This window comes from Neobacillus niacini (assembly GCF_023715785.1).
Lineage (GTDB): Bacteria > Bacillota > Bacilli > Bacillales > Cytobacillaceae > Neobacillus > Neobacillus niacini_E.
In genome coordinates this window covers 133540-159658 of record NZ_JAMBOX010000006.1, presented here as the reverse complement: position 1 = coordinate 159658, position 26119 = coordinate 133540, and the positions used below count along the sequence as shown (strand labels likewise).

At 44.1% G+C, this 26119-nt stretch carries 31 protein-coding genes; 8 read left to right on the top strand and 23 right to left on the bottom strand.

The genetic code is table 11. The annotated features are described in order from the left end of the window. Positions 1-18: 18 nt before the first annotated feature. The 4 genes from M3234_RS13245 to yugI form a co-directional block, all read right to left on the bottom strand. Positions 19-1182, bottom strand: a complete 1164-nt coding sequence (locus M3234_RS13245; protein ID WP_262305166.1) for an iron-containing alcohol dehydrogenase — start codon at positions 1180-1182, stop codon at positions 19-21. 48 nt (positions 1183-1230) lie between these two features. Then, positions 1231-2502 carry a Glu/Leu/Phe/Val family dehydrogenase gene (locus M3234_RS13240; protein WP_262305165.1) on the bottom strand — a complete coding sequence of 424 codons (1272 nt, stop codon included), beginning with the start codon at positions 2500-2502 and terminating at the stop codon, positions 1231-1233. A 65-nt stretch (positions 2503-2567) separates the two neighbouring features. Next, the gene (locus tag M3234_RS13235; protein WP_262305164.1) at positions 2568-3767 is read right to left on the bottom strand and encodes an ornithine--oxo-acid transaminase; all 1200 of its coding nucleotides are present in this window, start codon (positions 3765-3767) and stop codon (positions 2568-2570) included. A gap of 273 nt (positions 3768-4040) precedes the next feature. After that, positions 4041-4442 carry a S1 domain-containing post-transcriptional regulator GSP13 gene (yugI, locus tag M3234_RS13230; protein ID WP_262305163.1) on the bottom strand — a complete coding sequence of 134 codons (402 nt, stop codon included), beginning with the start codon at positions 4440-4442 and terminating at the stop codon, positions 4041-4043. Positions 4443-4663: 221 nt separating this feature from the next. On the opposite strand from yugI, the gene M3234_RS13225 reads away from it, so the two are divergent. Both M3234_RS13225 and M3234_RS13220 read left to right on the top strand, forming a co-directional pair. Continuing rightward, a complete protein-coding gene (locus tag M3234_RS13225) occupies positions 4664-4885 on the top strand; it encodes a helix-turn-helix domain-containing protein (protein ID WP_262305162.1) in 222 nt (73 codons plus the stop codon). Between the two features lie 239 nt (positions 4886-5124). Next, positions 5125-6288 carry a MalY/PatB family protein gene (locus tag M3234_RS13220; RefSeq protein WP_262305161.1) on the top strand — a complete coding sequence of 388 codons (1164 nt, stop codon included), beginning with the start codon at positions 5125-5127 and terminating at the stop codon, positions 6286-6288. A gap of 47 nt (positions 6289-6335) precedes the next feature. Here the strand turns inward: M3234_RS13220 and gndA are convergent, their stop codons facing one another. The 6 genes from gndA to M3234_RS13190 form a co-directional block, all read right to left on the bottom strand. Beyond that, positions 6336-7748 carry an NADP-dependent phosphogluconate dehydrogenase gene (gndA, locus tag M3234_RS13215; protein WP_262305160.1) on the bottom strand — a complete coding sequence of 471 codons (1413 nt, stop codon included), beginning with the start codon at positions 7746-7748 and terminating at the stop codon, positions 6336-6338. A 129-nt stretch (positions 7749-7877) separates the two neighbouring features. Further along, positions 7878-9092, bottom strand: coding sequence for an alanyl-tRNA editing protein (locus M3234_RS13210; protein WP_262305159.1), 1215 nt, complete (start codon positions 9090-9092; stop codon positions 7878-7880). Between the two features lie 124 nt (positions 9093-9216). Further along, complete coding sequence (locus tag M3234_RS13205) at positions 9217-9486, bottom strand: hypothetical protein (protein WP_262305158.1); 270 nt, start codon at positions 9484-9486, stop codon at positions 9217-9219. A 118-nt stretch (positions 9487-9604) separates the two neighbouring features. Beyond that, positions 9605-10114, bottom strand: a complete 510-nt coding sequence (locus M3234_RS13200; protein WP_262305157.1) for a superoxide dismutase family protein — start codon at positions 10112-10114, stop codon at positions 9605-9607. An 892-nt stretch (positions 10115-11006) separates the two neighbouring features. Beyond that, complete coding sequence (locus tag M3234_RS13195) at positions 11007-11216, bottom strand: hypothetical protein (protein WP_262305156.1); 210 nt, start codon at positions 11214-11216, stop codon at positions 11007-11009. 68 nt (positions 11217-11284) lie between these two features. Next, entirely contained in the window at positions 11285-12028 is a 744-nt protein-coding gene (locus tag M3234_RS13190; protein WP_262305155.1) for a peptidylprolyl isomerase, read from the bottom strand. Between the two features lie 114 nt (positions 12029-12142). Here M3234_RS13190 and kapB point away from each other — a divergent pair, with 114 nt between their 5' ends. Further along, a complete protein-coding gene (gene kapB, locus M3234_RS13185; protein WP_285858442.1) occupies positions 12143-12526 on the top strand; it encodes a kinase-associated lipoprotein KapB in 384 nt (127 codons plus the stop codon). A 36-nt stretch (positions 12527-12562) separates the two neighbouring features. Here the strand turns inward: kapB and kapD are convergent, their stop codons facing one another. The 9 genes from kapD to M3234_RS13140 form a co-directional block, all read right to left on the bottom strand. Further along, entirely contained in the window at positions 12563-13183 is a 621-nt protein-coding gene (gene kapD / locus M3234_RS13180) for a 3'-5' exonuclease KapD (RefSeq protein ID WP_262305153.1), read from the bottom strand. A 171-nt stretch (positions 13184-13354) separates the two neighbouring features. After that, positions 13355-13738: a hotdog fold thioesterase gene (locus M3234_RS13175; RefSeq protein WP_262305152.1), complete on the bottom strand. Its 384-nt coding sequence runs from the start codon at positions 13736-13738 to the stop codon at positions 13355-13357. A gap of 123 nt (positions 13739-13861) precedes the next feature. Further along, a complete protein-coding gene (locus M3234_RS13170) occupies positions 13862-14134 on the bottom strand; it encodes a hypothetical protein (RefSeq protein WP_262305151.1) in 273 nt (90 codons plus the stop codon). A gap of 98 nt (positions 14135-14232) precedes the next feature. Continuing rightward, the gene (locus M3234_RS13165; protein WP_262305150.1) at positions 14233-15741 is read right to left on the bottom strand and encodes a leucyl aminopeptidase; all 1509 of its coding nucleotides are present in this window, start codon (positions 15739-15741) and stop codon (positions 14233-14235) included. Positions 15742-15807: 66 nt separating this feature from the next. Next, positions 15808-16185, bottom strand: coding sequence for a DUF309 domain-containing protein (locus M3234_RS13160; RefSeq protein WP_066314217.1), 378 nt, complete (start codon positions 16183-16185; stop codon positions 15808-15810). A 71-nt stretch (positions 16186-16256) separates the two neighbouring features. Beyond that, positions 16257-16865, bottom strand: coding sequence for a 3D domain-containing protein (locus M3234_RS13155; protein WP_262305149.1), 609 nt, complete (start codon positions 16863-16865; stop codon positions 16257-16259). A 135-nt stretch (positions 16866-17000) separates the two neighbouring features. Further along, positions 17001-17324, bottom strand: a complete 324-nt coding sequence (locus tag M3234_RS13150) for a YuiB family protein (protein WP_262305148.1) — start codon at positions 17322-17324, stop codon at positions 17001-17003. A 72-nt stretch (positions 17325-17396) separates the two neighbouring features. Then, entirely contained in the window at positions 17397-17522 is a 126-nt protein-coding gene (locus tag M3234_RS13145) for a YuiA family protein (RefSeq protein ID WP_262305147.1), read from the bottom strand. A gap of 215 nt (positions 17523-17737) precedes the next feature. Further along, positions 17738-18955 carry an NAD(P)/FAD-dependent oxidoreductase gene (locus tag M3234_RS13140; protein ID WP_262305146.1) on the bottom strand — a complete coding sequence of 406 codons (1218 nt, stop codon included), beginning with the start codon at positions 18953-18955 and terminating at the stop codon, positions 17738-17740. Between the two features lie 426 nt (positions 18956-19381). Here M3234_RS13140 and M3234_RS13135 point away from each other — a divergent pair, with 426 nt between their 5' ends. Continuing rightward, entirely contained in the window at positions 19382-20377 is a 996-nt protein-coding gene (locus tag M3234_RS13135) for an NAD(P)/FAD-dependent oxidoreductase (protein ID WP_262305145.1), read from the top strand. Positions 20378-20433: 56 nt separating this feature from the next. On the opposite strand, the gene M3234_RS13130 is transcribed toward M3234_RS13135, so the two are convergent. After that, entirely contained in the window at positions 20434-21501 is a 1068-nt protein-coding gene (locus tag M3234_RS13130; RefSeq protein ID WP_262305144.1) for an NAD(P)/FAD-dependent oxidoreductase, read from the bottom strand. A 234-nt stretch (positions 21502-21735) separates the two neighbouring features. On the opposite strand from M3234_RS13130, the gene M3234_RS13125 reads away from it, so the two are divergent. Together M3234_RS13125 and M3234_RS13120 are read left to right on the top strand one after the other, a co-directional pair. After that, positions 21736-21975, top strand: a complete 240-nt coding sequence (locus M3234_RS13125) for a YuzB family protein (RefSeq protein ID WP_262305143.1) — start codon at positions 21736-21738, stop codon at positions 21973-21975. A gap of 139 nt (positions 21976-22114) precedes the next feature. Next, entirely contained in the window at positions 22115-22480 is a 366-nt protein-coding gene (locus M3234_RS13120; RefSeq protein WP_262305142.1) for a HesB/IscA family protein, read from the top strand. Positions 22481-22523: 43 nt separating this feature from the next. Here the strand turns inward: M3234_RS13120 and M3234_RS13115 are convergent, their stop codons facing one another. Next, on the bottom strand, positions 22524-22850 hold the full coding sequence (locus tag M3234_RS13115; RefSeq protein WP_262305141.1) for a YuzD family protein: 327 nt from the start codon (positions 22848-22850) through the stop codon (positions 22524-22526). Between the two features lie 148 nt (positions 22851-22998). On the opposite strand from M3234_RS13115, the gene M3234_RS13110 reads away from it, so the two are divergent. Continuing rightward, a complete protein-coding gene (locus tag M3234_RS13110) occupies positions 22999-23235 on the top strand; it encodes a NifU family protein (protein ID WP_066314247.1) in 237 nt (78 codons plus the stop codon). 147 nt (positions 23236-23382) lie between these two features. On the opposite strand, the gene M3234_RS13105 is transcribed toward M3234_RS13110, so the two are convergent. Both M3234_RS13105 and yutH read right to left on the bottom strand, forming a co-directional pair. Then, positions 23383-24372 carry a 2-hydroxyacid dehydrogenase gene (locus M3234_RS13105; protein ID WP_262305140.1) on the bottom strand — a complete coding sequence of 330 codons (990 nt, stop codon included), beginning with the start codon at positions 24370-24372 and terminating at the stop codon, positions 23383-23385. Between the two features lie 51 nt (positions 24373-24423). Next, the gene (yutH, locus tag M3234_RS13100; protein ID WP_262305139.1) at positions 24424-25431 is read right to left on the bottom strand and encodes a spore coat putative kinase YutH; all 1008 of its coding nucleotides are present in this window, start codon (positions 25429-25431) and stop codon (positions 24424-24426) included. 180 nt (positions 25432-25611) lie between these two features. Between yutH and M3234_RS13095 the strand changes: the two genes are divergently transcribed. Beyond that, complete coding sequence (locus M3234_RS13095) at positions 25612-26112, top strand: phosphatidylglycerophosphatase A family protein (RefSeq protein WP_262305138.1); 501 nt, start codon at positions 25612-25614, stop codon at positions 26110-26112. Positions 26113-26119 lie beyond the last annotated feature (7 nt).

Sequence of the window (26119 nt, the reverse complement as noted above, 5' to 3'; positions counted from 1 at the left end):
AGCCTGAGCCTCTCCACTTTATAATGCAGCCCGATAAATCGCCAGGCAATCTTCTTTGTTGAGCTTAGTAAAATTGCCAAACTCTCCGTAGACCATAGCACGGTCGGCCATTAATTCAAGCTTGCTGTCATCGATGTCGTAATCTGCCAGTCTGGATGGGGCATCGATGCTGTTCCAGAACTCACGCAGCTTGCGGATGCCTTCCAGGCCTGCCTCCTCAGCGGTCTTGCCCTCTGGATTGACACCAAAAACTCTTACGGCAAGCTGCTTAAAGCGCTCCGGCTTGACATGGAGATTATGCTCCATCCAATGCGGGAACAGAATGGCCAGTCCGCCGCCGTGCGGAATGTCATAAACAGCCGACACCGCATGCTCAAGGTTGTGGGTGGCCCAGTCTCCCCGATAACCCATGTTCAACATGCCATTTAACGCCATCGTGCCACTGTACAGGATTGTTGCCCGATGGTCATAGTTTTCCAAGTCATCCAGCAGTTTCGGGGCCGTTTCCATGACAGTAATCAATAGCGACTCGCACATACGGTCCTGAAATTCGGTTTTTTCTTCGAGATGGAAGTAATGTTCAAAAACATGCGACATCATGTCAACGATACCATAGATGGTTTGATTTCTAGGGACAGTAAATGTATTAACCGGGTCAAGGATTGAAAATTTCGGAAAGGTCAGTGGACTGCCCCAGCCATATTTTTCATTACTTTCCCAGTTGGTGATGACAGAGCCGGAGTTCATTTCAGAACCGGTTGCAGCGAGTGTTAATACAGTGCCAAATGGAAGGGCCTCTTTGGCAGAAGCTTTTTTGATTACAAGATCCCATGGGTCGCCTTCATATTTTGCTCCGGCCGCAATCAGTTTCGTGCAATCGATCACGCTGCCGCCGCCGACAGCGAGGATGAATTCTACTCCTTCTTGTTTGCAAATATCCACACCTTTGCGTGCTGTTGTTACGCGCGGATTCGGTTCCACTCCGGAAAGTTCAAAAACCTGAGCATCGATTTCATTTAAAAGGGACATCACCTTTTCATATAGACCAGACCGCTTGATACTGCCGCCACCATAGACGAGCAGCACCTTATTTCCGTAGCGCGGAATCTCTGTTTTCAAATGAACCAACTGGTCTTTTCCAAAAATTAATTTGGTGGGATTTTGAAAAATAAAATTTTGCATATTCGACACCATCCTTAAATCTTCATTTGGTTCCATGCGGTAAAAAGTTTAAACCCAGCTGCGGAACAGGGAGGCTTCTGACATTTTACTCACACCGACCATGTAAGCCGCAAGCCGCATATTAACCTTCCGTGTTCTGGCTGTTTCATACACGACGTTAAAGGCATCAACCAATTTCTGCTGTAACCTGCCGGCTACCTCATCACTGTCCCAATAATAGCCCTGATTATTTTGGACCCATTCAAAATAGGAGACCGTGACGCCCCCCGCCCCTGCAAGCACATCGGGTACAAGCAAAATCCCCCGCTCCGTAAGAATTCTTGTCGCTTCCAAGGTGGTCGGCCCGTTTGCCGCTTCAACCACAATTTCCGCTTTAATATTGCGGGCATTTTCAGCTGTAATTTGATTGGAGACAGCAGCAGGAACCAAAATATCGCAGTCTTGCTCAAGCAGTTCCTCATTGCTGATGACTCCATCGAAAAGCGTCGTTACCGTGCCAAAACTATCGCGGCGCTTTAATAAATAGCCGACATTTAATCCATCGGGCTCATAAAGAGCCCCGTAAACATCCGATATTCCGACAATAACAGCTCCGGAGTCTTGGAGAAACTTGGCAATATAACTCCCGGCATTGCCAAAACCTTGGATAATGACCCGGGCACCCTTTAATCTGGTTCCATAATTCTTGGCGGCCTGCTCTATACAAATCGCAACGCCTTTTGCACCGGCGATTTCCCTGCCTTCGGAACCGCCGAGTACAAGCGGCTTACCGGTGATAGACCCAGAGGAACCATGCTGCCGCAGGCGGCTGAATTCATCCACCATCCATGCCATAATTTGTGGATTGGTATACATATCCGGTGCCAGGATATCCTTGGCCGGACCAAGAATCTGGCTAAGGGCCCGTACATATCCCCGGCTTAGCCGCTCCAACTCTCCCATCGACATTGTCCGCGGGTTACAGATGACGCCGCCTTTCCCTCCCCCAAACGGCAAGCCTGCAATCCCGCATTTCAGACTCATCCAGATGGCCTGCGCCTTTACTTCCTCTTCATTTATCTTTGGATGAAATCGGACTCCTCCCATAGTGGGTCCAAGCGCATCATTATGCTGGGCTCTAAACCCGGTAAACAGCTTCGTTGAGCCATCATCCATTCGAACAGGAATCCTCACTTGTATTGTGCGAAGCGGTTCCGCTAATAATTGGTACATACCCTGATGATAGCCAAGCTTTTTAATTGCCTCATGTACCACAACCTGCGTTGATGTAAGAAGGTTAAGCAGCTCTTTTTCTTGTCCATCCCCATCAATATTCCCCATATGATCGGCACCCCTGGTATTTCTAGATTCGTTTACATTTATTCAGGATGGCAAATCGGAACTGGTTACCCCAATACCTTTTCAATCCGTTCAATTGCCCAGTCAAGCTCATCCTTTGTAATCACTAGCGGCGGCGCAAATCGGATCACCGTGTCATGGGTTTCTTTACATAACAATCCAAGTTCTTTTAATTGTTCACAGTATTTGCGCGCTGCCTCAGTCAGTTCGACTCCGATAAATAAGCCGCGGCCGCGAACATCCTTGATGATTGGATTATTGATTTCCTTTAATTTGCTGATAAAATATTCACCAAGCTCCAATGATCGTTGAGCAAGCTTTTCCTCAACCAAAACATCCAAAGCTGCAATGGATACCGCACAAGCCATTGGATTTCCACCGAACGTGGAACCGTGTGAACCCGGATTAAAAACTCCTAAAATATCTTTATTTGCGACGACACAGGAGATTGGGAACACCCCTCCACCAAGGGCCTTGCCGAGAACATACATATCAGGCTGTATTCCTTCCCATTCACAGGCAAACATTTTTCCGGTCCGCGCCAGCCCAGCCTGAATTTCGTCGGCAATGAACAACACATTGTTTTCCTTGCATAGTTCATATGCTGCCTTGATATAGCCCTCAGGAGGAATGATGATGCCGGCCTCCCCCTGGATTGGCTCGATTAAAAATGCAGCGGTGTTTGGGGTAATGGCTGCCTTCAATGCCCCCAAATCCCCATATGGCACAAGCTTTATGCCCGGAAGCATCGGGCCGAATCCCCGTTTATATTCCTCCTCTGAAGATAGCGAAACAGCGGTCATGGTCCGGCCATGGAAGTTGCCGATACAACCGATAATTTCCGCCTGGTTTTCAGTGATTCCTTTTACGTCATAGCCCCAGCGCCGTGCTGCTTTAAACGCTGTCTCTACCGCTTCAGCACCGGTGTTCATTGGGAGGGCCATTTCTTTATTTGTCATCTTGCAAATTTTTTCGTACCAAGGGCCAAGCTGGTCATTATGAAACGCCCGGGATGTCAAAGTAACTCTGTCCGCCTGGTCTTTTAAGGCCTGAATAATTTTCGGATGACGATGGCCTTGATTTACTGCCGAATAGGCGCTGAGCATATCCATATATTTATTGCCTTCGGGATCCTTTACCCAAACTCCTTCCGCACTTGAAATCACGATTGGCAGCGGATGATAATTGTGGGCACCATACTTTTCCGTTTGTTCAATAATTCCCTGGGTATTAACATTTGTCGTCACAGCAGCTTCCCTCCATTTTTAATTTTTATGTATGCACATATTTATTGTAGCCTAGCGCAATAAAAGAATGAACAGTTATTAGAAACTTTTTGTTATTCAAAACATAAATGAAAACTTGCCGACTGGCGAGTCCGTTAGGACGAAGACAGAGGCGTAGTTGAATTTATGCGTTAAGAAAGTATAAAATTGGACAAAATTTTATACTTTCTTATTAGCCAAAAAAAGCCTGGTCCCTTATTATATATGCAGGGTCCAGGCTGTGGGCAAAATGTATTATTTTTTTATTAAATCTTCACGCTGTGACTGGTCAATCCATTCTTGAAGTTTATCCTTTAAGGTGTTAAAACCTTGCTGGCCCTCAATTTCTGGAACGATAGCAGCAGCCTGGCGCTTTCTTGGGCGCTTCGCCTTCACCACTTGTTGTGCTGGCGGCTCTTCTGTTGCCTTAATGGACAGGCCGATTTTTCCGGCAGCTTCATCAACTGATAAAACCTTCACCTGTACCTCGTCGCCCACCTTAAGATGGTCATTAATATCCTTTACATATCCGTGCGTAATTTCCGAAATATGAACAAGACCTTGTGTATTTCCGTCCAATGCGACGAACGCTCCATATGGTTGAATTCCTGTAACCTTACCCGTTAATATACTTCCAGTTTCGATTTTTTCTGTCATGAAAACACTCCTAAGTAAATAAATTTATACCCTTTTATACGCATTATAAAATTATACCACAAAGTGTGATTGGAATCAAAAATAGAAGCAGCCTAAGATGATAAAAATAACAACATGTCGAAAAAACTTAACATAATGTTCAATTTTGAGAATGTAAAAATAATAACTTTCCATGATAAAATAATAGTGAGAAACTATCTTTTCTGGAAGAGGTGGACAGGATGAAATCGATTGGTCAAACGATTAAAGATGCGCGTGAACAGCAGAATCTGACCAAGGAAGAACTGGCCCAAAAGGTTAGGGTAGGAACACATACGATTGAAAAGTATGAATCTGGGGAACAAATTCCCAGCACTCAAACCATTCTAAAATTGTCTACTGTTTTAGATATACCTGCTGCTGAGCTATTAGCTAAACAACCTGCAGTACCTTCACAAGATTAATCATGACAAAAGCGGAAAAATGATCCGCTTTTTTATTTTTCCAAAGTATAGAAGGGGAAAAATCTGGATAACCTGAAGACATAAGCTTTCTAGTATTCCCCCCTTTTTGAGCGGACCGCCGTGATGGCAGTTCCGCTTTTTTTTATTGAAATATATAGCTCCTATTATTTTCCGAATTGCAGAAAATATTTTATCATAATAGATAAGCACGATTAAATTTAACAGGTGGTGGAGCATTAATGTCTATGTTTGATGAAAGGATTAACCGTATCAATACCGCTTCCGTCAAATGGGAGCTAACTAAGCAAATCTTTGGCGAAGCGGATTTGTGGCCGATGTGGGTGGCAGATATGGACTTCAAGCCGCCTCATGCCGTCCTTGATGCGTTACAAAAGCGGGTTGAACATTCTGTTTTTGGCTATACCTTCGTTCCCGACACGGCGGCAAAGGCGATTGCAGACTGGCTTGATAAGCGGCACCAATGGACTATCCAGCCGTCATGGCTCACCTATTGCGGCGGGGTTGTTCAGGCCATCAGCACGGCGATTCAGTCATTTACGAAAGAAGGAGACAGGGTATTGCTGCAATCCCCCGTTTACACACCTTTTTTCAATATGATTGAGAAGAATAACCGGGTTGTTGTCAATTCACCGCTTGTACTCGAAGGAAACAGATACAAGATTGATTTTGAAAGTTTTGAGAATGCCTTAAAGGAGGGCTGTAAACTGTTCTTGCTATGCAGTCCGCATAATCCGGCCGGACGGGTATGGACCAAAGAGGAGCTTCAAAAAATCGGGGAATTATGCTTGCAATATGATTGCTTGATCCTTTCCGACGAGATTCATTCCGACCTTATTTATAAACAATACAAGCATATTCCAATTGCATCGTTAAATGAGGAATTATCGGAGAAAACCATTACTTTTATTGCGCCAAGCAAAACCTTTAATCTTGCCGGCTTGCAGGCTTCTGCTGTGGTGATTAAAAACGATGCATTAAGGAAGCAGTTTAATGCCACCTTAAATCGTCAAGGATTTTTTTCATTAAGTGCGTTGGGCATCACTGGGATGGAAGCGGCCTATCGTGACGGAGAAGCTTGGTTGGACGAGCTAATTGATTATTTGCAGGAAAACAAAGACTATTGTTTGTCTTTTATCCAAGAGCATCTGCCGGAAATCACCTCTATCGAATCGGAAGGGACCTATTTGCTTTGGCTTGATTGCCGCAAGCTCGGATTGACAGACCAGCAATTGCAGGATGCGCTGATCCAAAAAGGCAAGCTCGTACTAGAGCCGGGACCTAAGTACGGGCCAGGCGGAGAAGGATTTGTTCGGGTGAACATTGCCTGCCCGAAGGCTGATGTAATCGAAGGCATGAATCGCCTAAAAAAGGCTTTAAAATAAATGCTTCAATAGAAGAACCCGCATCGTAATGTGCGGGCTCTTATCATTTATTTTTCCAGCCATTCTGTATGGAAGGTACCTTCCTTATCAATGCGCTGGTACGTATGAGCGCCGAAATAGTCGCGCTGTGCTTGAAGCAGATTGGCCGGCAGCACCGCAGACCGGTAGCTGTCATAATAAGCCAAGGCACTTGATATTCCCGGAACCGGAATACCGGCTTTAACAGCAGTAGCAACCACTTCCCTTGCGGCATCCTGGTAGTCCGCTGTCACCGATTGGAAATAGCTGTCGAGCAGCAAATTATCCAAATCAGGATTACGGTCATAGGCATCCATAATATTCTGGAGGAAGCCTGCCCGGATAATGCAGCCACCCCGGAAAATCTTCGCAATTTCACCCGGCTTTAAATCCCACTCGTATTCACGGGATGCGACCTTAAATTGAGTGAAGCCTTGGGCATAGGAAATAATTTTGCTAAAGTATAAGGCTTTGCGGATTAATTCAATAAACTCCGATTTGTTTCCAATGGATTTATTCTCGCTCGGACCCTTTAAGACCTCACTTGCTTTCACCCGTTCCGCCTTCATTGCAGATAAGAAGCGCGAGAATACAGATTCAGTAATCATCGATAACGGTACCCCAAGGTCAAGCGCACTTTGGCTGGTCCATTTGCCTGTTCCCTTTTGGCCGGCCGTATCTAGGATAACATCAACCAATGGCTTGCCTGTTTCCTCATCGATTTTTGAAAAAATATCAGCGGTAATTTCAATCAAATAGCTATCCAGCTCGCCTTGGTTCCAGTCGTTAAAAACCTCATGAAGCTCTTGTGCCGATAGCCCGAGCAGTGATTTCATTAAATGGTATGACTCGCAAATCAACTGCATATCGCCGTATTCAATGCCGTTATGCACCATTTTCACATAATGCCCGGCACCATTTGGCCCAATATATGTACAGCATGGTTCGCCGTTTACCTTGGCAGAAATCGCCGTCAGCAGCGGACCGACATGCTCATATGCTTCTTTCTGTCCACTCGGCATAATCGCCGGTCCGGTAAGCGCCCCTTCTTCCCCTCCGGAAACGCCGGCACCAATAAACAAAATTCCTTTATGTGCAAGCTCTGCATTGCGGCGGATTGTATCTTTGTAATAGCTGTTTCCTCCATCAATCAGGATGTCGCCATGATCTAAGTGGGGCAGCAGCGATTCAATTGCCTTATCGGTTATTGGGCCCGCATTGACCATTAATAAAATCTTCCGGGGCGTCTCCAGCGACTGGATAAACTCTGCAATATTGGCTGTACCAACAATATTTTTCTCGTGATGGTGCTCTAAGATTTCATTCACTTTTTCTGCGGAGAGGTCATATACCGCCACAGAAAAGCCTTTGCTTTCAAAATTCAACGCCAGGCTCCGGCCCATGACGCCGACTCCGACTACACCTACCTGTTGTTTTTTCAATTCTATCATCCCTTCTAGGTGCTAAAAATTCTACATAAAACATAATTATAAGCGATTATATTTTTACTATAAAATGATAACACTTTTCAACTTTAGTATTTGCCCAAAAAGAAAGCTCATCCTTCCAGATTAACGAGAGACTTCCTGATTTGCCATCAACGACTGTGTTAAGTACTGAAGCAGCTCGGAACCGGAAATTTGTGCAGGTCCGCCGCCCTGTGCAAAGGAATCATTGCCGCCGCCTTTCCCATTAATCAGCGAGAAGGCAGATTGGGCCAAGCCCCTCATATTTTCCGTTCTTGCGGAACCCCTGGCGCATACAAGTTGTAATCTGTCGTCCTGCTGTGATACAAGCAGGGCTGCTGTATTTTCATTCTTTCCAATTATCATGCGGGCAAGCTTTTGCAGCTCCTGTATCGAACGATTCTGAAACACTTCGCTGACGGCACTTGCCGCCTGATGTTTTTCGATTAGTTCCTTCGCCTCGTATTCGAGAAGTTCCTCTTTGAGCTGTTCAACCGACTTGTCCATAACCTTACGTTGTTCCAGCAGCCTTACAACAACCTGCTCCATTTCCTGCTCCGGAGCATTAAGAAGCTTGGTCAGTTGGAGCAAAACCTTTTGCTTCTGGCCCAACTGATTAATTACGCGGTCACCACAAATAAATTGCAGCCTCACCTTTTTCTTTTGGCGCTCCCAATCAAGGATTTTAAGCGCACGGACCTCGCCAGTCGCTTTCGGGTGGGTTCCGCCGCAGCCGTTATAGTCAAAATCAGGGATTATGACAAGCCGGATATTCTCCTTGACCTTTGTCTCCTTGCGCAACGGATATTGGGTCAATTCCTCTTGTGTCACCCATTTCACTTCGATTGGCCTATTTTCCAAAATAGCTTGGTTGGCAAGCGTCTCGACTCTTTCAATTTCCGTTTGTGTCAGCGCTTCGGTTTCTAAGTCAATCGTAACAATCTCATTGCCCAAATGAAAGCCAATGGTTTCGAAATCATACAATTGCTCAAAAGCAGCAGATAAAATATGCTGGCCGAGGTGCTGCTGCATATGATCAAAACGGCGGTGCCAATCAATTTCCCCCTCAACCCGGCCGCTTGTCTCGGACAGGGGTGCATTAAGATAATGCCTTATTTCTCCGTCGATTTCTTCAACATTGATAACCTTTTGACCGGCGATCGTTCCTGTATCGAATGGCTGACCGCCTCCGGTTGGATAAAAGGCAGTTTGATTTAATACTACATACCAGTTGCCTTCTTGATCTTTTTCCTGCTTTAATACTTCAGCATCAAATGATTTTATGTATGGGTCCCTGTAATATAATTTGGAATTCAACATATTTTTTCTCCAATCTTAGTTTCCTACCCTCATTTTCGTTAAAAAAGCAAAAGAAATCAAGCTTAAAAGCCTGCCCCTCAATAAGAGGAACAGGCAGATTCTGTACCCGGATTATGATTTCTGTTTATTTCTTATCCTTTTTCCGCTGTCCCATAAATGGACTCATCATTTGGCCAGGGTAGCCCTGCTGGAAACCGCCCATGTGTGGATAGCCATACTGCCCGTAGCCCCCCATATGCGGATATTGCTGGTACCCCCCCATGTGAGGGTATCCTCCCATATGCGGGTAACCTCCCATTTGCGGGTAGCCGCCCATTTGCGGATAGCCGCCCATGTGTGGATAGCCCATTTGCGGCATCATCCCTGCAGGAGTGCCGAATTGTCTTTTTTCCATTAATAATCCCTCCTATTAAGTCTCATGGTAGTGTATGTACATTTTTTGGGATGAGCATAGATTGATACCTATAAAACAGAAAAAAGGGCTAATCCTCTGCAGGAATAGCCTAACCTTACTACTTTTTTATTTCTCCACAGGCAATGCGTTTTCCTGAATTTCCTGAAGGCTGGGTCATGCCATCGTCTATTCCTTCGTCAATGACAATGGAAGTGCCGTCCTTTTGGAATAATGACTTCATCCCATCCTTTAAGGTGACATTTGAGGCCAAAAGTTCCGCCTTTACAGACCCATCATCCTCAACGATTAGATTCGGCAAATCCCCGGCATGGGCCCCCTTTGGGTGAAGCAGCCCATGTTCCTTTTGCTCCGGATTAAAATGATTCCCGGCGGATTTAAAATCAGGTGGTGTGCATTTACCTTTTTCATGAATATGTATCGCATGTTCACCGGAAGGAAGCCCTTTAAGATTCACCTTTAATTGGACCCCGCTTGACAGCTCCTGCATTGCAATTTTCCCAAGCGAATCACCGACATCATTGTACATTTCAACATCTATTTTTGTAATGGTCTTTTCCATACAGCCCGATAGAAACAACAACAAGGCAATCAACCAGACTTTGTTCATCACTATCCCCCCGCAATAAACAATTTGCGATTAGTATGAACAACCGAGATGGTGACTATTCGGAGACTAATGGCCATCATAGAAATCGAGGCCCTATAAAAAGATCTTAATCGACCGAGGCCATTCAAAAAAAGCGCGTCGGTCGTTTAAAGAGGTTCTTATCGACCGAAGCCATTCAAAAAACCGCGCGTCGGTCGTTTAAAGTGGTTCTTATCGACCAAGACCATTCAAAAAACCGCGCGTCGGTCGTTTAAAGAGGTTCTTATCGACCGAAGCCATTCAAAAAACCGCGCGTCGGTCGTTTAAAGAGGTTCTTATCGACCGAAGCCACTCAAAAAACTGCGCGCCGGTCGTTTAAAGAGGTTCTTATCGACCGAAGCCATTCAAAAAACCGCGCGTCGGTCGTTTAAAGTGGTTCTTATCGACCGAAGCCACTCAAAAAACTGCGCGCCGGTCGTTTAATGTGGTTCTTATCGACCGAAGCCACTCAAAAAACTGCGCGCCGGTCGTTTAAAGTGGTTCTTATCGACCGAAGCCACTCAAAAAACTGCGCGCCGGTCGTTTAAAGTGGTTCTTATCGACCGAAGCCACTCAAAAAACTGCGCGCCGGTCGTTTAAAAAAGGTTCTTATCGACCGAAGTCAACAAAAAACCGTGCGTGAGCGGATTCGAGGAAGTAATTCAGTGTCCTGCGGGAGTACGGTACAAGGGAGACCCCGCAGGCGAGGAACGCGCTGAGGAGGCTTCCCGAACCGCCCGCGGAAAGCGAAGCACCTGGAGCGGAAATCAACAGGCCCCTTAGCAGGGCAATTTAAATAAAATTAGCAATTCATTTTCCAATAAAAAAATTGCCGAGAAATATACCCTTTCTCGACAATCTGAGGACAGTATTATTAACTGTTCTTTTGCGTGGCTTCGTTTTGTTCAATTCGTTCTTCAAGTTCTTTTGCTTTTTCCGCTTCCCGTTTCGAAATCTTGATGATAAACCGCATCGTAAAAATGCAGGCAATAAAGAAAATCGTAAAGCTGATGGCGGCAGGAAAATATTCGGACTTATCCTCCGGAAAGTATAAGAATAATGACAGGATGAAGGATTGAAACATGGATATCTTTCCTTTCTTTAGAGACGTGCTCTAAAGAAATTATAGCAATAAAAATGGGTTGGGACCAATTATTTTAACACGTTTATCTTTTTAATGATGACATCGGTCTCAGGCTTGTCCTTCCCATCTACAGGTGTATCAGCAATCTTGTCAACAACGTCCATTCCTTCAATGACTTGTCCAAACACAGTATGGCGTTGGTCAAGCCAAGGCGTGCCGCCTCTTTCTTCATAGGCCGCGATGATCTCTTTTGTATAATAATCGATTTTTTCCATTTGTGACTTTAGCGACGGGTCAAGCTTACTGCTTTGGACGATAAAAAATTGGCTGCCATTTGTGTTTTCACCGGAATTGGCCATTGACAAGGCTCCGCGGAGATTGATTAGATTCTTCGAAAACTCATCCTCAAACGGGGCACCCCAAATGCTTTCGCCGCCGGTCCCATTGCCGTTAGGGTCGCCACCCTGGATCATGAAGTCCTTGATAACCCTGTGAAAAATCAGTCCGTCGTAATAACCGTCCTCACTGTGTTTAATAAAGTTTTCGACTGCCTTTGGTGCAGCTTCCGGAAACAGCTTAATTTTGATATTCCCCATTGATGTTTCCATTTCCACTAGCCGCTCATTCTCAGCTACCTCAGTAGTAAGCTGCGGATAAACCGAATTTGCCACTTGCTGGTCTCCTTCCTTTTGTTCTGTTTTAGACGGAGCGCTTTGCTGCTTCGGTGCATCGTTCTTGTCGGCAGTACCGCATGCCGCCAAAACCAGAACAATTGATAGTGACATAAATAACATTTGCAAACTCTTTCTCATTTATCTTCCCTCCATTTTTTCACTTTAATGTAATAGAAAAATTTTGCACTATGTTTTTAATTTATCCTACTTTCTACTAAAATGGAATTAAAGATATCGTTAGGAGTGTTGATTTTGACGGAATTGCAATTAGGAGATAAAGTAACAGGAATTTATAAAACGGGGAAATATGTTGGGGAAATTACCGATATTCGCCCTCAAGCTTACTTGGTAAGAGTATTGGCGGTTGCCAAGCATCCCATGCAAGGGGACCTGCATAATCCCAAGGATGCCGATGTTTTGATTTTTCATGAACGAAAAGCGCTAAGTTTCAGGGAGCAGGCAAATGTTCCAAAGCAAATGGTCAAGCCATATGATGGAGAAATCCCGGATTATTTACAATCGCTGCGTGAAGCTGTAGAGAAAATGAAAAAGGAACTGACGGAAATGGACACGAAATGGGCGGAGATGAGCTTAAACTGTTTGGCTTCATTAGAAAAGGATTATTTTCGCCAATAAATTGTTTAGGCCAAATCCGGTTCGGTATTTGGCCTTTTAAGCGAATTCATTTAATAACTTTGAAAAATCAACCCGATCACCAATTGTAGTTGGCTTTGGTTTCTCCAAGTAGCGTTTATCCTTTTCCACCAGTTTGAATATATTGTAGGTAGTCAAGGCATCATCGAGGGCCCGGTGGTGCCGTCCGGTTCCTTCTTTGCCATATTCTTGGACCGCTTTCCAAAGACCTGTTTGATTCTGGTCACCGAAAAACCGTTTATATTCCATCGAGAGGTCCAATTCTTTTGCGTTAAACGGAAATGCTGTCCCTGCAGCCAGACAATTTTGGCGCAGCACCTTCATGTCCATATTTCCCCAGGTAACGATGGTGGTATCAAGAATTGGTTTATTAAATTCTTCTAGCTTTCGAATAAATTCAAAAAATGACAGTCCCATGTCCACTTGCTGCTGGGAAATATGTAAGAATGACTTACAACGTTCGGATAATTTTGGGAACTTAAGCGGAGTCACAAAGGAGGAAAACTGCTCCGTCACCACGTCATCAACGACCGCAACAATCCCTACCTCGATAATTTCCGCAAAAAAATCTTTCATTCGGCCATTTCGTTCCGGCATCGTAAACTCAAAATCAATAAATAAATGCTGCCGCTTTGCCATCCCCAGATTCACCACCTTTCCTTAGAGTAAGTTTATTACATTATATAGAGAAACCTGTACAAAAAATTGTGCTTATTCCTTACATTATAACACGAATTTCAAGTAAATTTTTTAAATTTTTTCACAATATAGCCAAAAAGGAGGAGGGAAATTCATCCACCTCCTTTCGGGTTAATTTTTCTTTTTTATGACTGCCATTGTACATCTCGAAATGCAAATCAGGCGATCCTGCTCATCCGTAATCTTTATATCCCAAACCTGTGTCGTTTTGCCCTGGTGGAGTACAGTTCCTACGGCAGTAACGACTCCTTCACTTTTAGGGCGGACATGGTTTGCATTTATTTCGAGTCCGGCGACAATTTCTGTCTCCTTGTCAACTAGTTCAAATGCCCCCATACTCGCCACTGTTTCCGCGAGTGCAACGGATGCGCCGCCATGAAGAATTCCGTATGGCTGACGCGTCCGCTCATCCACCGGCATGGTTGCCACTACTTTCCCTTTTTCAAAATAGGTTATTTCAATTCCCAATGCATGAATCAATGTGTTTTCAATCATGATTTCCCCTCCATATGTATTATAGTAATTGTATTCGATTATTTTCAGAATTTTCCTTTTTGCTTTTTAAAAAAATGTTTGCCTATAGAAAAAACAGCCCTGCATGAGCTGCTTTTTCTGTGTTCAGTAATAATATGGCGCTCCAAATCCCGGTGCTCCGAATCCTGGAGCCCCAAAGCCGTAGCCGGGATATCCGAACCCTGGAGCCCCAAAGCCGTAACCGCCATATCCGAACCCTCCAAATGGAGGGCGTAAAGCTAAAGACGCACCTAGACCCCCGCCGATTAATCCGCCTAAAAAGCCAAGTCCGCCAATTGCCAGCGGCAAGCCCAATCCCCAACCTCCGATAAATCTTTGATCTGCCACAGGGTATGGGCTTCGATAATAGGGATACATAAAGGCCCTACCTCCCTTTCTATGCTAATTACCTACACTATTTCATATGCGAAAAGGGGGTGTTTGGAGTGGGCGGGCTTAGCCTAAGAAGTTATTTATCACTTTTCAATTGGCTCAAACCGTTCCACAAACAAAGCTAGGGTGCGAGTCATGACCCCGGTTGCTCCCGCCGGGCCAAGGTCGTGTGCTTTGGAAGAAGTTGCAGTCCCGGCAATATCCAAATGCACCCAAGGGGTACTCTCGGCAAACTCACCAATAAATGCACCCGCAACAATCGCATGCCCCTCGCTGCCAGGAGAGTTATTCAAATCAGCCACCTTACTGGTGCGGACTCGCTCTTTCTCGCTTTCAAATAACGGCAATTGCCACATCTGCTCTCCAGCCTCATGGGCAGCCTCCAATACCTGCTCATAAAGCGGCTCGTTATTCGTCATTGCCCCGGTTGTATTAACCCCAAGCGCGGTAATTACGCCACCAGTCAGGGTAGCAACATCGACTAAATATTCGGCGCCATGATGCTTGGCATAGGTGACAGCATCTGCCAGCACGAGACGGCCTTCAGCATCAGTGTTTAATACTTCAATTGTTTTGCCACTCATCGAGGCAACCACATCATCCGGCTTGAACGCATGTCCGCTAATCATATTATCAGTTGAAGGAATGACGGCAACGACATTCTGCTCCGGTCGCGTTTCTCCGATGATTTCCATCGCGCCAAGAACAGCGGCAGCACCGCCCATATCGGTTTTCATACCGACAATGCCTGTTTTCGTTTTAATCGAATAGCCCCCGGTATCAAACGTAATCCCTTTGCCTACCAAACCGATGACATCCTTCCACTCATCCTTGCCCTGGTATTTCAAGACAATCATTTTCGGCGGTTCGGTTGAACCTTGGTTTACCGCAAGAAATGCACCCATTCCCAATTTTTCAATGTCCGCTTTATCGAGAATTTCCACTTCAAAGTCATACTTCCCGGCCAGCTCAACCGCATAATTGGCCATATCTGTTGCAGTCAGCATATTTCCAGGTGTGTTAACGAGCGTACGTGCCGAATTGGTGCCTTTTCCAAATGCATATCCAACCGTAAGCGAGGCAGCAACCTCGTCTTCAGGAACAGTATCGCAATAAACAGTCAGTATCTCCAGCTTCCGTTCCGGTTCATTTGACTTCTGCCGATAACCATCAAATTGGTATGTTGCAAGCAACAACGCCTCACTAACAGCATGGGCGGCATCCAAGCCATCTACTTGATCAGTTAGGAAGGAATCCAAATAAACGGCAGCTTCCGTAACCTTGCTTCCTTTGATTTCTTTAAACAGTTTGCCTAACGCTTTTTCGAGCTTGTGAAAGGTAAACTCCTTTTCCTTGCCAAGTCCGACAAACCAAATCCGCTTGGCTCCGATTTTCCCAAAACTATGTACCTTATTAATTGCATTTAATTTTGCCGATATATCACCAGCTTTGACGAGTTCTGTCAGCTGTCCTGAAAACTGCTCATCCAGCTTGGCAAGCTGCCTGCCAAATTTCTCAGGCTTGTCAAAAAGTCCAACCACCAGTCCTTCATGTTTCTGTGTAAGTTCCCAACCATTTTTCACCTGAAACATTGTTGCCCACACCTCCAAATTTTTACGAGTTTAATTATAGCGAAAACGCAAAAATATTTCGACTATCTAATCATCCTCCAGATACAGGACTAATTCCGGCAGCTTTGGAAGTTCATTCACCTGCTCAAACGGCACTCGGTCGATATCGAGAGGAATTGTCATCAAACATTTTTCAATAAACGGGTAGACCTTTTCCAAATCAAGGCCCCAATACTTCGGGCGATAGGCCTGCAGATAGTTATAAGCCGTAAACATCATCATTCTGGCGCCTTTTACATTGCCATACTCATAATGATAAATCGCCACACTCATCTGCAATAGCCCTTTTAAAAAAAGATTATCCTTGTCGGTCATCCACATTTCCTCAAGCAAATCGTGACAGGTATAGTAGTCGCCTTCGTTAAAGCTGACAAAAAACTCATAGTATTCCATTGGGTAATCCATATCCAGCTTCCCCTTTAGTTTTTACTACTATTGTAATGAAATTTATAAACAAAAAACAGGCTCGCGGCCTGTCATTTCTTTTCTGAAGTTATAAATTGCTGGCGGAAAACCTGCAGGGATTTGTCTTCATTTAGCGCTTGAAGCTGTTCCTCGGTCAATCTGCCATCGCCTTTTTGCACTAAATAAACATCAACCGTCTTTTTGCCCCAGTTCCGGTAAACATCCTCTACCGTCTCATAATATAGGTCCAGTTTATTTCCCTTAATGGCCCCGCCTTTATCGGCCACAACCCCATAACCATACCCCGGGATAAACAAGATGGTGCCGATTGGATACACCGTTAAATCGGCGGCAATTGTTGAAAATAAATCACGCTTTACTTTTACACCTGAAAAAGTAATACCATACTCGGGATGTCCCTGATTTTTGCCGGTTGATTCTGCTCCAGCAGTATAACCGGTAGCTGTTACGGTATGTTTCGGATATTTTGACCAGTCTACAGAATTTTCTAAAGTAGGTGCTGACCCGGATGCAGGCTCGCTTTGGGCAATTGTATTTGCCAGTGCTGTGACAAACGTTTGGGCCTTAATTCCCGTAATAGATTGGAACGTAACGATTAAAGCCAATAGGAAAAGGCATGTCATTATAAAACGCTTCGTCCAATTTTTCATTTTATGCATTTTATTTTTTCACTCCTCCCAAAATATTCATTCCCAAGATGCAATGAAATATTCAAAAAAGGAGTGAAAAAAATTTCCAGGTATCAAACCTATCAGTTATGGCAAAAAAAGACCCTCTAGCCATCGCTAAGGATCTTAAAACATTTGGTATCCACTTTTTCGTAACAGTTTTATGGTAAATCCGGCGGCAACCGCTCCGGCCAGACCACTTGATAGAATCAGGATATCAGCTGTCGCGAGCGAGGTAATCCGGATGCCCAGATCCTGAAAAGCAGCCCCGCTATCAGTAAAATATTCAACAAATTGAACCCTGTCGATAATTAGAATTGCCACAATCGGATAAACGAACGACATAATCCAGGACATCCGAAGCAGCATATTCAAAATAAAACCGATTCCAAAAAATAATACAAAAAATAATAGCATCGATATAATCAAGACAACAATGCTCATCTGCATTGAAATTCCCCCTTCACATCAACATTTAGTGTACTTAATGTGAAAGAGGGAGTCAATAAAAACACTATTAAATCAGTCCTTTTTCTTCCCGGTGCCGCCACAGCACGCACAGGTTTCCGATCCACCTAGCACTAATTGGAAATAACCGTTCCCCGAGCAATAATAACAATTTTTTGTATCTACGCTTTTTACTGTCATCTCTCTCAACTCCTTAATTAATTAACTTAATTTTCTGATAATATATCAATAATTTCAAAAAATGAAAAGAGCGAAAATCGCGCAAAATGACACAAGAAAGCGGATACAAGTTAAATTTTCTTACATTTTCGAATTGTTACTCAAATTTTCAAAAAATTTAAAAAATGTTTACAGATAAATTAAAAAGGACAGGCAAAAACCTGTCCTTTCTTCCATTAAAATACATTAAACTTTCCTTTTTTCAATACGAGACCGGCGCCGCCAATCATGAATAAAGAGCGGTTATCCACGACTTTTTTCATGAAGGATGCACTGGTTCCGGTTAATTTCTTGCCGAAGACAACCCCAATCGCATCATGTTCACCTAACGAACAAACAGTCCCTTTATTATCGAACTTAAATTCTTCAAGATCTTGTTTGTTACGGATCAAGGCTGCAAGATTGCGGGCTGTTAGTTCTCCCTGCTGCATGGCAATTTGCGCAGTTGGCGGGTATGGACGATTGATTTCTTCATTGATTACCAAAGAGCTGTCGCCAATAATAAATACATCCTCATAGCCCGGCGCACGAAGATCTGGTTGCACTTTTACGCGTCCCCGCATCGCCTCAAAGCCTGATTTTTCAATGACGGAGTTCCCGCGGACACCCGCAGCCCAGACAACTGTACCTGCCTTGATTTCATAAGGCTCTTCCTCACCTTTGGCAACGATAATTCCATCAGGAGTACATTCTTTGATGGCAGTTCCAATCCTAAACTCGACGCCTTTTCTTTCTAATTGTGAAACAGCGTAATCGACCAATTCCTGATCGAACCCAGGAAGAACGGTCGGGGCTGCCTCCACACAGATAATTTTTACTTTATGGGAATCCACATCATATTCATGGCATAATTCTGGAATCCGGTTGGTCAGTTCGCCAAGAAACTCAACTCCTGTAAACCCGGCACCGCCGACAACAATCGTCAAACGGTTATCATTCTTTTCTTCTTCCGTGCTGTACGTTGCAAATTGGTATTCAATATGCTCACGCAATAACCGTGAAGAGTTGACATTGACAATTCCGAACGCATATTCCTTTAACCCTTTAATGCCGAAGGTTTCCGGCTCGCCTCCTAGAGCAATGACAAGATAATCATAATCTAGCTCACCATTATCCAAGATAATCTTTTTGTTTTCCTTGTCAATTTGTTCAACATTCGCTTGAACAAAGTCAACCTTGCTGCGGTCAATGACATCCCGTATATCATAACGGACTTTGTCATGGTGCAGCGTACCCGCTGAAGCTTCATGCAGCCAAGTAGTTTCGTAATGATAATCGTGTTTATTAACCAGAACGATATCGGCTTCGTTCACGCCAAGATGTTTTTGTAAACGAACAGTTGTCATCAATCCGCCATATCCAGCACCGAGAATAACAATTTTTGGCTTTCTCATCTTGATCACTTCCACCCTTTTATTTTTTCTATTTCTTTTATCTTCCTCAGCTTTGATGATTATTATTTTTTATGAAACAAAAAAGTATGTGATATAATTCACGAACGAAGATAAAATAAAGCAGCTAATTGGAAAGTTAATTTGCCTTCCAACATCGCCGTTATTTTGTGAAAAAACAAACATAAATTGTGCTAGTTTTGTCACAAAAACTTAACAATATATCCACAATACATATTATGCTACTTCTTCCGGAATATCAAGCAATTTAACCAATATAGTTACCAAAAATATCATGTTAATTATTTCAAGTCTAAAAATTTTTGTTATTCATTGAAGGACTTGTTTTTTCCAGAAAAATGTGAGGATTTTCATATTTTGTGATATTATAATGAATGGAGTTGTTACTACAAGTTGGGGGGGTACGGTGTGCAAGAGCCAAAAGTTTATGACATTACCATCATCGGCGGAGGTCCCGTCGGTTTATTTACCGCCTTTTATGGAGGAATGAGACAAGCGTCAGTAAAAATAATTGAAAGCTTGCCTCAGTTGGGCGGCCAATTATCAGCACTTTATCCGGAAAAATATATTTATGATGTAGCCGGGTTTCCAAAAGTCCGTGCACAGGAATTAATCAATAATTTAAAAGAACAAATGGCAAAATTCGAACCGACCGTTGCTTTGGAGCAATCTGTTGAAAAAGTGGAAAAGCAGGAAGATGGCACATTTAAGCTTACCACCAATAAAGAAGTTCATTTTACAAAAACTGTTATTATTACAGCCGGGAACGGTGCATTCCAGCCTCGCCGTTTAGAACTTGAAAGCGCTGTCCAATACGAAAGAAAAAATTTATACTACTTCATTGATGATCTCAATCAATTTGCCGGTCAAAAAGTAGTTGTATTCGGCGGGGGAGATTCTGCCGTTGACTGGGCATTAATGCTTGAGCCAATTGCCGAGCAGGTTTCCATTGTTCACCGCCGTGACAAATTCCGTGCCCATGAACATAGTGTTGAAAATCTGTTTAATTCCAAGGTGAATGTGAAAACACCGTATGTTCCAGCTGAATTGATTGGCGATGAAAACGGAATTAAGCAAGTTGTCATTGCTTCCGTAAATGGGGAAGAAAAAGTAACAATCGACGTTGATGCCGTCATTTGTAACTATGGTTTCGTTTCGTCCCTTGGACCAATTAAAGAATGGGGACTGGAAATCGAAAAGAACTCGATTAAGGTTAACTCCAAAATGGAAACGAATATACCGGGAATTTATGCTGCCGGTGACATTTGTACCTATGAAGGCAAAGTGAAACTAATCGCCTGCGGTTTCGGTGAAGCGCCAACTGCTGTTAACAATGCAAAAGCGTTCATGGATCCAAAAGCAAAAATCCAACCTTTACATAGTTCATCTATGTTTGACAAGTAATTTAATAGGTAAAATAAAGGCGTCACTCAAAGCAGGACGCCTCTTTATTTGTGTTATTAACCATTATGAAACTTATACATCCACAGCACACCGGATTTGATGAGACGAGCGACTCGACCTGTAACCGGCAAATCTGCCACCATAGCAAATCCATGCTTTTTCCCAAGTGAACCGAGCACGCCTTTTAACTTGATCTGCGGGAAGGCTTCCGGCAGTTTTTCGCCGGCCCACCGTTTCTTCAGCACCTCGACAATTTGAACCGCTTGCCCTTCTGCCAGTTGCGCGCTTGGGGCATGCGGCAGGCTCGCGCAGTCACCGACGACAAAGATATTTTCATCATGCGGCAAGTGGTGATGCGGTGTTAGCAGCAGCCTGCCCGAATGATCCTTCTCCCCTTCCATCTCGCGGACAAGCTTATTCGCTTGAATCCCTGCAGTCCAGACAATTACATCACAATAAATCGGTTGGTCATGATTATATAGAGTATTTTCTTCCACCCTGGTGATATTGGCATTATTGATGACTTCGACATTATGACTGTTAAACCATTCTTCCACATACTTGCTTAAGCGGTCCGGGAAAGCGGAAAGGATATGCTTGCCGCGATCAAATAATTTTACCTTCAGATCCTCCCGGCTTTCGCTTAATTCACTGGCTAGTTCCACACCGCTGAGGCCAGCCCCAACAATGCCGACTACGGATCCCGGCGGAAGATTATTCAATGCGGAATAGGTGGCTCGGGAATTTGCGATACTCTGAATGCTGTAAGTAAATTGGTGGGCACCGGGCACTCCATGGTATTTATCCTCACAGCCCAAGCCGATAACAAGGTCATCATAAACAATCGGTTCTTTATCTTTTAGCAGTACCTTTTTTGCATCTGTGTCAACCCCTATTATTTCCCCATACTGAAACCGTACCCGTGGATGCTCAGGGAACGCGACCCTGACTTCAATGTCAGAAATCGTCCCTGCGGCAAGTGCATAAAACTCCGTTTTCAAACAATGATAGGGAACCCGGTCCACAAGTGTAATCGTTACGTCCTCAGGCAAGTCATTGGGCAGAAGTTCGCTCATTATCTTCATCCCGCCATATCCACCGCCGAGAATCACTAGATTTTTCATGCTAATTATCCCCTTTGAAAAAACTATTCTTGGTATGTATGCTTGTTTAAAGTTTGAAAATATTGTTGATACATCTATAGTTGTCCAGTTTTTTCACACAAATTAGAGTATATCGAAAATATGGCAAAATAACAACATATATATCCGTGCCCTTGACAGAACTGCCATAAACATGGTATTTGACGAAGCTATTCAAAAGGAGTAGGATAAGTAAATAGTGGAGAGGTGAGAGCAATGATTCAGCCGATCATAGAATTTTGTGTCAGCAATCTTGCCAATGGCGGACAAGCAGCACTTGAAAAATTAGAAAAAGATCCTAATTTGGATATTATTGAATATGGATGTCTCGGCTATTGCGGTAAATGCGCAACCACTCTTTATGCTCTAGTCAACGGTGAGGTTGTCACCGGAAAAACAGCAGATGAACTGGTCGAAAATATTTATCAGTATTTGGAAGAGAATCCAATGTTCTAAATTTAAAGGGAGCGTTTGCCGCTCCCTTTTTCAACTATATGGCATACCCTATTCATAGAAGTCGAATAGGTTGAGTAGTTTCTAACATGAGTTTATACTAATGATAAAAGCCTCAAATTTTTGAAGGAGGGGATTTCTCATGAGTCAGGATTTCGTCATTTTAACAGAAGCGGCCTCGTTGCAAATTAAAGATATGATGAAGCACAATGAAGAAGAAGGTGCGTTCTTACGCGTCAGCGTAAAGGGCGGCGGCTGTAGCGGCCTGTCATATGGAATGGGCTTCGACCATGAAGCGGGCGAGGATGACCACCAGTTCGAGCAGTTTGGCATTAAAGTTCTTGTCGATAAAGAAAGTGCACCAATTTTAAACGGCACTAAAATTGATTATAAGCAATCGATGATGGGCGGCGGATTTACGATTGATAATCCGAATGCGATTGCATCTTGCGGCTGCGGATCTTCTTTCAGAACCGCAACAGCGACAGGTACTCCTGAGGAATGTTAAGCAAAAAATAGACTGAGCCCGATTTAAAGGGTCAGTCTATTTTTTAGGCTCCTTTATATCCATATTTCTCAAGCTCGGCATAAATTGTTTTTAGCCGCGGGTTTCCTTCGCCTACCACCTTATCCTTAATGACGACGACCGGATAAAACATATCTTCCTCGATCACACGTCTGGCAAACTTGGATTTCTCGGTCTCTTCCGGGGGCAGGAAAATATCAACATAGGTCATTTTAAACGGCTGATCGGGAAACTTTCTGGCGATGGCCGCTTCCAGCCACTCAAAGGTTTCTTTGGATGAAGGCAAATTCACGCAGCTCGGGCATAATTGCTCGGCACCGTAAAGGACAATTTCCACTTTGGTAAATTCCATAGCTACCCTTCCTTACTGTTTTCTTTTATTTTATACTATCCAAATGATAAAAACGATGAAAATGCTTTTTGTGCGTTTCCCCAAATTCTGATAATGGATTTTTACTATTGACCTCAGTATAATGTAAGTAGGAAAGGAGTCGATCATAATGTCAGAACAAGTAATGTTTGAACAAGTACAGGAAGTATTAGATAAATTACGTCCGTTTCTTCTTCGCGATGGCGGAGATTGCGAATTAGTCGATGTGGAGGACGGTATTGTAAAACTTCGTTTGCTGGGTGCTTGCGGTTCTTGCCCAAGCTCGACCATCACACTAAAAGCAGGTATCGAACGCGCACTGTTGGAAGAAGTTCCTGGCGTTGTTGAAGTAGAGCAGGTTTTTTAATAACATCATAGGAAAAGCGATTGCTGGATGAAGAAGCAATCGCTTTTTTGTTGGGGTTGAGCATAATTGTCGTTTAAATATCGCCAATTGTCCTTCAGCCTTGCTCAATTGTCGCACAGCCTTGCTCAATAGTTGCGCAGGCTCGATTCATGACCCCACCCTCGTCAACCATTCTCTATTCACAAGCGTTTTCGGTGACCTTCCCTCCAAAATCGCTTCAATGTTCTCGACACACAGCTGCATCATGTCTGTTCTGGCATCGAGGGTGGCGCTGCCGATATGTGGCAAGGCAACGACATTCGGAAGCGTAAGAAGCGGATGATCCGCCCCAATCGGCTCTCTTTCAAACACATCCAGGCCGGCACCGGCGATCTCCCCCGCAACTAATGCCTCATATAATGCCGTTTCGTCAACAACTGCTCCCCTTGCTGCATTAACGAAAATTGCTGACGATTTCATTTTTTGAAAAGCCTCACGGGAAAACATGCCTCTAGTCTCCGGAGTTAAAGGAGTCAAGCAGACAACATAATCGGACTCAGCAAGGAGTTTATCAAATGAAACATACACCGCTCCCAACTTCTCTTCCGCCTCGGGCTTTCTCGTTCGGTTGTAGTAAAGAATGTTCATGTCAAAGCCAGTAGCCCGTTTCGCTACCGTTTCGCCAATTTTCCCCATTCCCACTATCCCAATTGTTTTATGATGGACATCCTTGCCAGCCAGGAATAATGGGCTCCAGTTTTGCCAGTTTCCCTGTTTAACCAGCTCCGCCGCCTCCACAATCCGCCGGGCCGCAGTCATCAGCAAGCCAAAAGTCAGATCGGCCGTCGCATCCGTCAATACTTCGGGCGTATTGCAAATTGCAATTCCCTTCCTAGTAGCCGCGGCCACATCGACATTGTCATAACCAACCGCCATGTTGGCGATGACCTTCAAGTTTTTCCCTGCCGTTAAAAGTTCCTCATCAATAGCCTCAGTCAACATCGTAAACAGCGCATCCGCCTTGGCGGCTTCCTCCAGCAGCACATCACGGGGAACAGAAATGGCTTCGTGTTCCCACATATGCACTTCGAATTTTTCAAATAATGGTTTAATGGCTTCCTCTGGTAGTTTCCTTGTTATAAAAACATATGGTTTCATTACCGCATCCCTTTCCTCAACCTGTTTCCTCGCTTTTTAGTTTAACATAAATTAAATAAACAGCCATTCAAGCTGAGGAAGGTTTACCCGGTTAATCGGCGCTCCAGAAATTTGAAAGAAGCCAGCTAGAAAACGTTCATACTCTGGTGATTGGCGCAATATTTTCGCCAGTTGCTCCTCCATCAGCTTTTTTTCCTGTTCGGAGCGGGTAATGTAGTAATTTTCCACACATTCGAAATAATGGAGCGGGAAAACCAGGCGGGCATACAATAGCCGCCAGGAAAAAGGAGATAACGGAACAACGCTTTGATACTCAGCGAAAAATTGCTTCACCTCAACATCATAGGTCTGGTTATTGCGAAAATACCGTTCCCTCGTCCATTCGGCCAAATCACGGCTCCGGTGGTCGAAAACCCAGTCAAATGGATTTTTGAAATAGCGGCTGCCCCAAGTCACCTCCGTAAACCGTTCGTGGCAAACGGTCCCGCTGTCAGTCTCTAGCGGCGAATCATCGATTTCCGTATCGACCAAGTATTGAATCGCATTCTCTGTCAACCCCATGTAATAAGGAAATGAATCGACAAACATTTTTTCAAACTCATCCTCCGGCGTTTGAAACAGAAGACGGTTCCACTCCCGCTCCATTTGCTCCAGCCGCTTTTCCCAGATTCCCTTCCATTGGCCGATCCGGCTTGACCGCTGAATTTGAAATGGCACTCTTCTGCCGCGCTCATGAAACTTTGCCAGTTTTCTGCCGATCTTTGTTTTTCGCTGTTGCTGTTCCAGCTGCCGATTGGCAAGAACACAATATTTATTTTGCTCCCAGGTGGCGATGTATGAACCATCCTTCGTCGGCAAAAACATCGGGACACTCTTGTCTCCGAATTTCCTTAAATGCTCGGCAATGCTGCCCAATTCTTGAATATCGGCTTCTTCACGATTGCGGATTGCCGCAATTAGGTAAAGCCAGCCATTGCCTCTCAGCGCATCAAACTGGTCAATTTTTAGCTGTTCCTCGGCCTTGACCCCATAGTGAGTCTCAAGCAGTTTCTGCAGCATCTTTTCACCCCATTTCCTACCCTCTTCTAAGACATTTATATGTATCGATGCCTAAAAACTTGTTGTCTTCTGCTTTATAAAAAGTAAGACATTTTATTTGATTGTCTTAAAGAAATTTGCATATCATAAGCTAATGGAGTATATATATAGAAAAATTCACAGAAAAAGGTGATCCGAGGAATGGCAGCTGACAAAAAGATTAATCACGTAGAGGATAAAGCACGCAAATGGTTGAAAGAAAGGGGCGTTGAAGTACAGGACATCGCCGATTTAGTTTTCTATTTGCAGGAAAAATACCACGAAAATTTAAAAATGGAAGATTGCATCGAAAACGTGGAAAAAGTACTTTCAAAACGCGAGGTGCAAAATGCGATTATCACGGGCATCCAGTTAGACATTCTTGCAGAGAAGGGCATGCTTGAGGAGCCGCTTCAATCGATCATTGCCACCGACGAAAGCCTTTATGGAGTCGATGAAATCCTCGCATTCTCCATTGTGAATGTGTACGGTTCAATCGGTTTCACGAACTACGGCTACATCGATAAACAAAAACCTGGAATATTGGCTCATTTAAATGATAAATCTACCGGCGAGTGCCATACGTTTTTAGATGACATTGTCGGCGCGATTGCTGCTGCGGCATCGAGCAGATTAGCGCACCGTGCAGCGAATGTTGAATAAGTTATTA